This is a genomic window from uncultured Psychrobacter sp., assembly GCF_947495825.1.
In the GTDB taxonomy this organism is placed as follows: domain Bacteria; phylum Pseudomonadota; class Gammaproteobacteria; order Pseudomonadales; family Moraxellaceae; genus Psychrobacter.
The window spans coordinates 1-11,652 of record NZ_CANMAH010000014.1 but is presented as its reverse complement, the minus strand read 5'-3'; the positions used below and the strand labels follow the sequence as shown (position 1 = coordinate 11,652).

The 11,652-nt window shown below is 41.4% G+C and carries 11 protein-coding genes; 7 read left to right on the top strand and 4 right to left on the bottom strand.

All coding sequences use genetic code 11. From position 1 onward, the window contains the following. From Q0895_RS12710 to Q0895_RS12680, 7 genes are all read left to right on the top strand, one after another. The gene (locus Q0895_RS12710; protein ID WP_299189551.1) at positions 1–4,059 is read left to right on the top strand and encodes a PilC/PilY family type IV pilus protein; all 4,059 of its coding nucleotides are present in this window, start codon (positions 1–3) and stop codon (positions 4,057–4,059) included. 12 nt (positions 4,060–4,071) lie between these two features. After that, positions 4,072–4,662: a type IV pilin protein gene (locus Q0895_RS12705; protein WP_299189549.1), complete on the top strand. Its 591-nt coding sequence runs from the start codon at positions 4,072–4,074 to the stop codon at positions 4,660–4,662. Next, the gene (locus Q0895_RS12700) at positions 4,662–5,087 is read left to right on the top strand and encodes a prepilin-type N-terminal cleavage/methylation domain-containing protein (RefSeq protein WP_299189547.1); all 426 of its coding nucleotides are present in this window, start codon (positions 4,662–4,664) and stop codon (positions 5,085–5,087) included. Before Q0895_RS12705 ends, Q0895_RS12700 begins: the two co-directional genes overlap by 1 nt. A 536-nt stretch (positions 5,088–5,623) precedes the next feature. Continuing rightward, complete coding sequence (locus tag Q0895_RS12695) at positions 5,624–6,070, top strand: prepilin-type N-terminal cleavage/methylation domain-containing protein (RefSeq protein ID WP_299189544.1); 447 nt, start codon at positions 5,624–5,626, stop codon at positions 6,068–6,070. Positions 6,071–6,202: 132 nt separating this feature from the next. Next, the gene (locus tag Q0895_RS12690; RefSeq protein ID WP_299189542.1) at positions 6,203–6,616 is read left to right on the top strand and encodes a prepilin-type N-terminal cleavage/methylation domain-containing protein; all 414 of its coding nucleotides are present in this window, start codon (positions 6,203–6,205) and stop codon (positions 6,614–6,616) included. Between the two features lie 69 nt (positions 6,617–6,685). Then, positions 6,686–7,474, top strand: coding sequence for a TfpX/TfpZ family type IV pilin accessory protein (tfpZ, locus tag Q0895_RS12685; protein ID WP_299189540.1), 789 nt, complete (start codon positions 6,686–6,688; stop codon positions 7,472–7,474). Between the two features lie 372 nt (positions 7,475–7,846). Further along, positions 7,847–9,334, top strand: coding sequence for a fused MFS/spermidine synthase (locus Q0895_RS12680; RefSeq protein WP_299189537.1), 1,488 nt, complete (start codon positions 7,847–7,849; stop codon positions 9,332–9,334). Positions 9,335–9,374: 40 nt separating this feature from the next. Here the strand turns inward: Q0895_RS12680 and Q0895_RS12675 are convergent, their stop codons facing one another. The 4 genes from Q0895_RS12675 to Q0895_RS12660 all read right to left on the bottom strand — a co-directional run bounded on the left by Q0895_RS12675 (position 9,375) and on the right by Q0895_RS12660 (position 11,484). Then, positions 9,375–9,944, bottom strand: coding sequence for a hypothetical protein (locus tag Q0895_RS12675; protein ID WP_299189535.1), 570 nt, complete (start codon positions 9,942–9,944; stop codon positions 9,375–9,377). Next, complete coding sequence (locus Q0895_RS12670; RefSeq protein ID WP_299189534.1) at positions 9,931–10,290, bottom strand: hypothetical protein; 360 nt, start codon at positions 10,288–10,290, stop codon at positions 9,931–9,933. The genes Q0895_RS12675 and Q0895_RS12670 overlap by 14 nt, the downstream gene beginning before the upstream one ends. A 207-nt stretch (positions 10,291–10,497) precedes the next feature. Beyond that, positions 10,498–11,028, bottom strand: coding sequence for a hypothetical protein (locus Q0895_RS12665; RefSeq protein ID WP_299189533.1), 531 nt, complete (start codon positions 11,026–11,028; stop codon positions 10,498–10,500). A gap of 3 nt (positions 11,029–11,031) precedes the next feature. Next, positions 11,032–11,484, bottom strand: coding sequence for a hypothetical protein (locus Q0895_RS12660; RefSeq protein WP_299189528.1), 453 nt, complete (start codon positions 11,482–11,484; stop codon positions 11,032–11,034). Positions 11,485–11,652 lie beyond the last annotated feature (168 nt).

The following is an 11,652-nucleotide window of genomic DNA, read 5'->3' as shown; positions in this document are numbered from 1 at the left end:
ATGAAAAAGCTCAATTCATTATCAGTACAACCCTGTACTCCTCAGACGTTGTTTAAAGTCACGGCGCTTACGTTGGCACTATCTACTATTGGTATGGCTACCAAGTCTCAAGCGGCAGTTAGTTATGACGCCAGAGGGGTTGCAAGCTATAACACTTTGGGAGATCTGTCGATCTACCAACCTCCTGTGGGCGAGATTCAACCCACAGTTATGCTGATGCTTGATAAGTCAGGCAGTATGGACAGTAGAAGCTTATGGGATGACTATGGTAGCAAAGATTACCGATACGACCCTTTTACAATAGTAGAAAATAGAGAACAAACAAGAACAGAGTTTGTTTGTACTAGATATAACTGGCGAGGGAAATGTACTCGAGGGTATTACAGAGATTATACTGTTATTGTGCCTACCAATGTAACCTACAACTATCAAACACCTAATTTAAAAGGCGATAACAATAAACCTTGCTATTATCGTGAAACAAATAACTCAAATGTTGAGATAAACTTTATTAGTGAGTCCCGTAACGATGATGGCGAGAGCTATAACATCAATTATTGTATAGACACCAGTACTGAAGATACCCGCACGGTCACTGAGATTGCTGCGCGTGATGTACCAACCAACTGGCGCTTGGATAGAATGAGTGCGTTAAAGGTCGCCGTATTTAAACTGCTTCGTAACCCGAGAATGGACAGTAGTGTCAGTATGGGTGCAGGCGCGTATGGCTACAATAATGCGCGCTATGGAAAGATAGGCGTTGCTGCTAAGCCTTTAAATGATGACCAAAAAGAGGACATAAGAGAATACGTAGCAGATGTATCTCCTAGTGGTGGTACACCGATTGCTAGGGCCTTTGCAGAAGCAGGCGCTTATGTAATGGGTACTTCTACTGCTGCAGGTACAAGTACCTATAGCGGTTTTTTGAACACGACCAACGATGGTGTTATTCGTAACAACAACAATTATATCAAGCCAGAAAGCTCACAATGTGCTGGTACTGGTGTATACATGTTGACAGATGGTGAGCCTAACAACGGAGCAAACTATACTCAATATATAATGAATGCAACGCTGACTAATCAAAGTTTTCAATGTAGCGGTTTAATGAACAATACGGGTGCTGCTGCTGGGAGTAACGCACGCTGGGATTGTATCGGTGACTATGCTAAAGCGTTAAACAACAAAGGCATTAAAACGGCTATGGTAGGTTTTGGTAGTAGTTTTGATGTTTTTAATAATTCTGATAATTACCAGTCAATACAAGCAACTCTGCATGATGGCACGCCTTATGAAAAAAAGTACTACCGCTGTGACCTATTAACCAATAAAGATGCGCAGAATTCATGTAATTTAGGTATGGAATCTAAGGATACCAAGACAGGCTTTAACGGTTATGCTGGTGTTGGCGGCTTTGGTGAGGGTGGCTTTTATTATGCCAAAGACTCAAAAGACATCGTTAATAGTGTGTTGTCCTTTGTGACCAAGCTCGATAACGAGTTAGCCAGTATACCCTCGGGCACGATTACCATTCCTCAAGATCCATTAAGTGCACAAAACGTCCAACCTTATGCTTATCTGCCGATGCTTGAGCCCAAAGTAGGCTCTAATCTTATGGTATGGCCAGGCAACCTAAAGAAGTATGAAGTCAATCAAGGTACGCTATACGGCAAGTCAGCAAAGGGCACCACTGCTGATACGCGCCTATATGTCAGCATCGATAAAGACGGTAATATCGACACAACAGGGAAAAAGTTCCCAGCAGATCTAAATCCGAATGCTCGTGATCTATGGAGCACCAAAAACTATCAAAGTGTCGATAGTAATGGTAATACGATCAATGTCAACGATCGCATCACCGCAGGCGGGTTTTACGCACAACTAAAGTCGCCAACCGCCGCCAATAATACTACTCGCGCCGTCTATGTCGAGAGTGGCACTGGACTTAAAAAAGTAGCAGTGACTGCTGGTAAGTTAGTAGGATTTGATGAATTAGATAGCAGCTATGGCGCAGCAGAGAAGCTATATCTACTTAGCTTTTTGGGCTATGACATCAATATTGATACCGCTTTAATCAATAAGATAAACGCAGCTGGCAATCAAGAAACTGAGCTTGCAAAGCTGATTACCTCTCCTAGCGGCGACGTTAAGGTCTTGGGCGGGGTACTACATTCCAAGCCAACCGTAGTCAGCTATGGCGGCAATATCAACTCACCTGATAAAGACAGCGATGGCAATGGCGTCATCGATGCTGATGCAGGTCAAATCTCCACCGACCCAAGTGATCGTAATGACTACGTGATGTTTGGTTCTATGGAAGGCGCGCTGCATTTGGCAAAGTCTGCAACTGGTGAAGAAGCCCTCGCTTTTGTCCCAAAGGTACTCATAAAAAGTCAACTAAAAGCCTTAAAGGATGCGGCTGTAAATACCGATGCGAAGACAAAAACGCCAGTATTTGGGGTGGATGCGCCATGGATATCAACGGGCGAGTACAAATATAGCTTCGCTGCTGATGGTAGTGGTTCTGTCTCTGCCAGTAGTATGAAAGTATATGGCGGCTTGAGCAAAGGTGGGGTAGGCCTATACGGGCTCGACGTAAGCACGATGACCAAGCCAAGCAAGCTGTTTACGATCAATGATACAACGTCAGGCTATAGCCGTATGGGTATGATTATATCAAAGCCTGTCGTCGGTAAAGTCAAGATAGGTGCTGGTAAAAACGCTATCAAAGACGTCATTATCTTCGGCGGTGGCTATGACAAATGTTATGAAGACCCTACCTTTAAACTAAACTCTATTACCAATAATATTGAAGGCTGTAGCAGTATTGCTCAAGCAAAAGGCAATGCGATATATATTGCCGATGCAGATACAGGAGCGCTGATTGCTTCGATATCAGGCGCGACAACAGGTGGCAAAAACGTCAGCGTATCCTCTATGAAGCATAGTATCGTCAGTGAAATTACGACGCTAGATCGTGACAACGATGGACTCATTGATCATTTATACTTTGGAGATTTGGGCGGTCAGTTATACCGCGTCGATCTGCAGAACGGTCAAAGCATCAGCTCAAGTACAGGTCTCAATACCTTTGTGCGCCGCGTCGTACGAGTGCTAAATACCAGTGGTGATAGCAGCAGTGATTTGACCTCAAAATTATTGGTCAATAAAGGACTACAATACCGGTTTTATGCTCAGCCTTCAGTCAGCTTCTTTCAGCCTGATGGTGCCAATACACAGCTCATCGCCGTAGTCAATATTGCATCGGGCGATCGTAGCAATCCACTATCACGTCATCGTAATAGCCTATTAGAGTCCAATCGAGTATTTGGCATCATAGATAGAGATATCGTCGATCAAAACTTATATGGTAATAATATCGCTTTAGAAGCAGACGATCTGACATTGAATGACTTGGCATCATTACCTTTCGATAAGATAACGACGCCTTTAGACATTATTTCCCCAATACCAAAAACCAAGTCTGGGGTGATAAATGCTCTAAAAAACGGTGTCTTGCAAGGCTGGAGCTATCCGTTGACCTATTTTGATGGTTATTCAAACATCAAACACGTCAAAAGCATGGGAGATGGCTTAGCGATGGGTAGTATCTACTATATGACCGCCTATAGCCCTGAGATGCAGTATGACACGACCGTCAATACCTGCTCAGCTCAAGTAGTTGGCGGCTCTGAGCGTCAATTATATTGCTTGCCGTGGGGAGTCTGTGAAGATGACACTTCCAAAAATGGCACAGGCGGGTTTGTACGTGCAGGTAAAGGCATACAAGAGCTATCATTAGGGGCTTTTAGTAAAGACTTTACCAATGTGCAAGTCTTGATAGGCAACCAAACATTCTCCGAACAAGCTGTCGATCAAAATCGTAGTGGCTACGGTGACCGAAACTTTTTGGATACCACGCCCGACGTCTTACCGCATAATGTCAATGGCAGCGGCAGACCCTCTGATAAAGATGGTATGGGATCAGCAGGTATATTCGGTAATACGAGCGGCTATGTGCTTGACACCCAGCGCTGGTATCGAAAGTCCTCTGACTAGGATAAAACGATTATGCATCATAAGTATATCCTACCCAATAATAGCGCTCCTCGAGGCGCTCATAATCAAGGCTTTACTCTGATTGAGCTTATGATTGTGGTCATGATTATCGGAGTCTTAGCAGCGATTGCCGTGCCTTCTTATCGTCAATATGTCATACGTAATGCCGAGCTTGAAACACAGTCTCAAATGAAGCGCTTAGAAATAGAGCTGAACCGCTGGCGAGCCTCGGCGTTAACTTATAAAGGCTTTACTCCCAAAAAGAGCGTCAATGCAAACGGAGAGATGACTTATGGGTTTGATGAATCTGACAACACGACCATCTATCTGCCAAAGGACAGCAATGCGACCAATTATCGCTACAAGATCAGTCTGGTCGATGGGACTGATACGACCAAAAGCCTAGTCGCTACGCAGACGGGCGGCAATGTAAGCAATGCTGTTGGTCGCTCTTGGAAGATGATGGCGGTGCCTAATAGCGACTATGCGTCTGCCAAAAAAATCCTCTTAAGTAGCAACGGCATACAATGCAAAACTAAAAATAATGACAGTAGTATCACTCTCGCCTCTAGTGATTGTGGTAGCTATTCGGAGAGCTGGTGATGCAAACAAAAGATAGTAATAAAGGCTTTACCCTGATTGAGCTGATGATCGTCGTCGCTATCATCGGCATACTTGCAGCCATCGCTTTGCCTAGTTATCAAGGCTATACCACCAAGACCAAACGCGGAGACATGATGACCGAGATGCAAAACATTGCCTCCGAGATTCAAAGTCGCAAGTTGGCACAAGGCAGCTATAATGCCATCAGTAGTGGTGTCAATACAGATTTGGCTGGCGACTATCCTAAGCAAGGCGATGCCCTTTATACCATCGCTATTACGCCCAATCCGCTTACCGCCAAATGGCGTATTACCGCCACGCCAAAAGCTGGTACTCAGATGGCTAATGACGGTGTATTAAGCCTTAATTATCAAAACACCAAATGTCGAGCGACGACCTGCGGCACGGGTGATGAGTGGAATTAAATCTTATCACTGGCTTTATACCACAATTGATACGCTCGCTATTAAACCCTCCTGACACAAAATGTCATCTCTCCAATTTAGACCAACTTACCTTTTTTGGAGAGTGACAATTTACTGCAACAATTTAGTAACATTATTATAGAGATAAAAACGGTGACAAAAATTGTTACCGTTACTTAATACTAATTTACCTATCAATCCTATTTCAATTTAGCTTACCATTCGTTTTTTAACGGTTAGCTATCTTAAGTAGTTTTTATAATCTAATAATATTTAACGTTGTTTTTACCGTTTAATCGTTAAATAAAACCGCTTGTCTTAAGCTCAGATAATGACACACCAAATGTGAGAAAAATAATTAAATCTCAACCCCTCTCCTTCAAAAAGTTGGCACAGTACCTGCAACATTCCTGTTAAGAGTCATATTAAGACAGCATGCGCTATATGGTAGCGTGCATTTTATATCACTGACGGCAGGTATCTACGCCCAACCAATATATGGCGACGCTGTCAACCTATTATCTAAAGGAGTTCTTATGAACGCTACTACACAAAAAGGTTTTACCCTAATCGAGCTAATGATTGTTATCGCGATCATCGGTATCTTGGCGGCGATCGCTATTCCCGCTTATCAAACTTATACTAAAAAAGCTCGCTTCTCAGAGGTAGTCTTAGCAGCATCTTCTGTTAAAGGTGCTATTGATGTTTGTTATCAGACTCGCGGTGAAGGTGACTTGGAAAATTGTGACACCTATGCTGAAATTGGTGGAACCTCCGATCAGGCTTCTGCTGGTGAACAAGTAGCTAAGGTTGATATTACTGCGGGAGCTACCGATACTGCTACAGTTACTGCAACTAGTGTAGCAACTCTAGATGGTGATAATGATACTAAAGGTGAAACTTATATTCTTACACCTAGTGAAAGCAATAGTTCATTAACTTGGGCACAAACTGGATCCTGTGTTGCTACTGGCTTATGCTAGACTAAAAACTGTATTTTCAGTTTAGTATGATTATAGCTACATCAAAAATGGCCCTGCATGCTAAGACATAGCAGGGCTGTTTTTTGTCTGAAATATATTGATGATTATCAAAACAGCTATGAGGAAATATCTATGAATACTCAGAAAGGATTTACCTTGATAGAGCTAATGATTGTTATCGCTATCATAGGTATTTTGGCTGCTATTGCTTTGCCATCGTATCAAGCCTATACCAAAAAAGCTAAATTTACCGAAGTTATATTGGCTGCTGCTACAGTAAAAAGTAATATTGAAGCCTGTTATCAAGGTAGAGGAAATCACACATTGACCAACTGCGACAGTATCGCTAAAGTCAGTATTAATGCGTCAGGCGTGACCAATGCTAATAATGTCAACTCAATTAGTATTACTCCTGTGACAGCACTAGTGACTGCCACTGGTGAAGCTAGCGTAGATAGTGCGACCTATACACTATTGCCAAATGCAAATAACGATACGTTGACTTGGAAAGCAGGCGGTACGTGTATCGCTGCTGGTCTATGCTAATGCTTATATTATCATCTTACCAGTAACTATATTTTGCTCATGTTTATATACCATTAGGAAGCTATTTAGATGTCACCACAACCCATCCGTATTTGGGCAGATTCCTTTAAAGCCGCTGCTATTCACCTGTCTTTGAGCTTCCTTATAGCGGGTGCTTTAGCGATTTTATTGTTTAAGTTTTGGTATCCTGTACCATTGGCCGAAGCGACTGGTGTATTTGCCATATTTGCTATTGTATTCTTTGTAGACTTAATCATTGGACCTTTATTGACCCTGATAGTATATAAAAAAAACAAAAAATCATTAGTGTTTGACTTAGCTACGATTGCGATTATTCAGATAGCAGCACTTTCCTATGGTATTTACAGCCTATCGCAAGCAAGGCCTGTGTGGCTGACGTTTTACAATAATAGGTTTGAGACCGTCAAACTCAATGATATAGAAAAAAGTTATTTAGAGAACGCTCCTGAACAATACACTCGTTTTTCTTGGAGTGGACCTAAATGGGTCGCCGCCAAGCCTACAGGTACGTTTCAACAAATTAAAGACTTAAAATTTGGCAATAAATTAGGTGCTAAGATAGCGCATCAGCCTGCTTTATACTATCCAATCGAACAAGCCTATGCTGAGATAGAAGCCAAAGCTTACGATTTAATCGAATTAGAAGCTGCTAATAGTAAAGCAGAGATTGATAAATACGTTAGTTTGAATCCAAACGTAGCAGGTTGGTTGCCACTATGGGGTCAACAGCAGCACATGGTTGTGTTTATTGATGAAAAAGGAATTCCACTTGATATTGTCGATCTGCGTCCTTGGACAGAAGAGCAAATGAATATGGTACTGACATCCACTTTATAATACTGTAATTACTAAAAAACCACCTAACAACACATGCCATTAGGTGGTTTTTTTTGAATAATACAAAGGCTCGTTAGTTAGCTATTTTTCAAGATACTGAATCTTACTTACTACGTTAGCCCATTTATCAACAAATAGAATGCGTTTTAGACATTGTTAAAGTATCACTTCATCTGGTCGTTATGATAATAAAGACTATTTAAATTGATCTTTCTTAACTCATATGCCTTACTTCAAAAAGCTAAACCTCACATTTCGCTTTTTTTATTTATAAATCATCATAGATAATCAACCACAGCTACCATCCCATCTAATAATAAGAATAGTGTAAAATCCTCGCATATACGCTCACACCTATAACGAGTCAGATTTATGCAAAAAAAAGTCCTAATGATATGCTTGGTCATTGCACTACTTGAAGGCTTTGCTGGTCTTGGTATCGAGATTTATGCCATTCGTATATCAGCGACTTATATCGGCTCCTCCATCTCGATCACTGGGGTGATATTAGCGATGGTACTGATCGCCATCGCGGTCGGCTATTGGTATGGCGGGCGCTTATCGCAAGCGGCGCGAACCCCAAGGCAAGCACTATTGCAGGCCGGATACGTGTTGTCATTGTCCGCCATCTCTCATGCCATCGCCTGTATTATTCAGTTGCCGCTACTGGCAGCCATGACATCCAGTACCGACAGCCCTATCATCGCCGCCATCGGTGTTGGGTTGCTGTTCGGGGTAGGGCTAGCGTTTGGCTCGACTGCCATTCCTCTTATTACGCAGTTTTTATCATTGAAATATAAAAATCACGACGGTGTTGATGCGGGCAAAAATGCTGGCACGATGGTAGCGATTACCACAGTAGGTAGCGTGCTTGGCTCAACCGTGACGCCGATTTTTTTGTTGCCTTATATAGGGCTTATGAGTAGCTTGGCGCTATTTATAGCATCATTGGCATTTAGTGCCTGGCTCTGTACCAAGCTTGCCATCCAAATAGAGAGCGACGAGCCTATCAAATCGTCTGCTCATGTCACCAACTATTTGCTGTTTACTTCGGCACTCGTCATGACGGTGGCGTTTATTATGATGAACAGAGTGGATACTGGCTATCAAACCGCGACAGGGGCTTGGTTTATCAAAGATACGCTGGCGGGTCGAGACTTGGCGGTCACTATCACTGACAAGCCAGGACAGTCGACGAGTAGCTGCTGGGTATACGCCACTCAAAAAAACTGCCATTGGTATGGTGAGATTGCCGTAGAAGCCATTGGACAAACCAAGCCCGACACCTTGGTGTTTTTAGGCGGTGCAGGTATGGGTACACCAAGTGAAGTGGCACATTACAACCCTGAAATGGCGCTTACCGTTATCGACATTGACAAAGACTTGCCAAAGATTATCGAAAAACACTTTTTAAAAGCACCCATCGCGGCAAATATTGAGTTTATAGGTGATGATGCTCGAGGCTATTTGACCCGAAATAAACAAGCTCGTTATGATTTTATGCTCATTGATGCCTTTCAAGGTCAACATGTTGCGAGTAATTTGTACACGCTTGAAGCATTGACACAGTTCAAAGCCAACAGCAACGATATCATGGCAAACATCATCGGCATACCACGAAAGGAGCATGGCTATACCCAAACCATTCTCAAAAATTGGCAAGAAGTATTTGGAGATACCGCCTACGTGCTGACCAAATACGACAGTGTCAATCTACAAAATATCATGCTATGTAATTTTGCCTGTCCCGGTAGCCAAAAGCTGGCTCAAGCTGGATTTTATAATGCGCAGCAACCCGTGCATACCGATGATTTGCCTAGGTTGGATAGGTATTATTATCGGGCGATTGAAAGGTTGTAGATGGCGGATGAAAAACCAACAAACTCTCATTAAAAACTATTTATTGAGCCAGCTGATTTGGACTCGCTTGCTCGTAGGTTTTGCCTTCTGGTACGGGTATGCAATTGACTTTCTTTTGTGACTCATTAGGTTTGCAGTATGTTATCGTTTCAACATATTGATAAACGCTATCATAGACATGCTCACCCTCTGCTAACGGTGTGAGATAAACTCTACCCATATCTATAGATACTGGATTGTTTGTATCAAATGTTGGCGTTGGCAAGGCTATACCATCTATATTAAGCAATAGGCGTTGATATCCGTCGCCTTCAATCATAACATCAGCATACTGATAAATTTGCATAAGATTATCTTTACTTCGCCTCTTATTCATATCGTCTGATACAACCATAGCTGGCAAATTAAACTTACCTTCGCTGTCAGAATTTGTCTGAAATTCATCCGTTAAATAGACATTCATATTGACGATAGGGTGCTTGGTTTCACTATCTAGTAGCTGACCTGACAAGGCTGGAGTGACGTAGTAATCTGTAATCACAGGTGTCAAGCAAGCGCTTAAAGACATCGTTAATCCGATAATAACGATAATTTGTCTATAGAGTGTCATAATCAACCCCGTCTGGTAGTGGCATACAGTTGACTTCTTTTTGAGATTCATCAGTTTTACAAAACGTCATCTTCTCAACGACATCATCTTCAACATCATTAATACCAACACCCTCTGGTAGTGGCTCTAAAAAAACCTTGCCCAAATGAATATGATAAGGAACTTCCTCGGTATACTTAACTTCTAAGAACTTTAGTCCAGAATTCCAAAAGCGTTTTCTTACATAACCTTCTTTGTATAAGCGGAACGCGCCTTCACTCATTAAGTTTAGTCCTCTACCATTATCAGATGGAGTGTAAGAGTCTTTATATGCAGGAAGTCTAAAGTAACCATTATCATCAGTCATTGTGCCATCTTCACTAATTTGTGAAATAGATACGTTATTTATAGGTTTATTCGTTATCTTATCTAATACTTGACCAGTAATAACTGGGGAAGCATAACCATACGTAACAGGTTCTTCCGATGAACAACTTAAGAGGCCTAAAGAAAAAAATGTACCAATAATTAACCAATTGAGTCTTCTAGATATGCTCATAAACAATATACCTTCTTATAGGGTAAGCTTTGCTATCGCTAATAAACCACGCACATCGTCCTCGCTTGCTACTACTTTATCGTAAAAATCAGGTGGATTTTGATTAGCATACTTCATTAAATCATATTCACTTCCTGTGAAACTATGATTACCATTGGGAGACTGCCAAATATGAGATGAGCCTTTGTGAGTCTTAGAGTAACTATGTCCCCCATTACCCAGTAATAAATCATGACCTACTTCATGTGCAAATACCCTTTTGAAAACTTCATTAGCCCTACTCTTGTCTCTGTAACCCCATTTTTTATTACCTTGCCCATCTTCAAATAGTAGATGTCCAACATTATAATAAACGATTCTTGAAGCCTCCCAGTTTCTAGACCGTGCTGGCTCTCTATTGGTATTAAAAGTGACGTCTACTTTTGGCATGCTATTGCTATCAGTGATCTTACACTTAGTAAATACTTGATACTTATTTCCTTTAATATCTATATCAAGTGGTTTACTATTTATCGTATTGTGATGACGGCTCCAATAGCGACTCATACTTTATTTAACTAAGCTCTCGACCTCACTATTGGTCAAGTGCTTAGAAATATCACTCTGTCGTATTAAAGGTCCGTCCTCTTGTAAGGATTTACTATCAACTACTTTAGTACCCATTACCTTCCAATCTAATTCGGAAACGCTCACTCTTATACTTACAACTATTTCTCTTGATTTTCTATCGATGTTGATATCTATCCAATCTTTGTTTTTAAACTTAAATACGACCTTTTTAGTCTCACTAGTTGTAGCATCGCTGTTTAAGTCTGTAGCATATACTTTTAGATCTACACCAGCTAATAAAGCTCTAGTAGCATAAATGTCGCCAATAAAGCCATCCCACTCTAAAATAACAATATCACCTTCATTAAAAGTGCCAGACTTAGACGATAAGGGTTGCTGTTCTCCTACTACAACTAATTTAAAATCTTTGAAAGAACCACTCTTTACTTTCACTTTGATGAATATTTTGTCATAGTTATCTGGATCTTTACCTATCGAACCAGGCCCAACAACAGGTACATGTTTACGAGCTTTTATACCAAAATGTAGTGGTCAAATATTTTTAGACAGTACTTAAGAGGTTTTTGTTGAAATAAAGTCTCTCTTTCTCGCTTGGTGTTA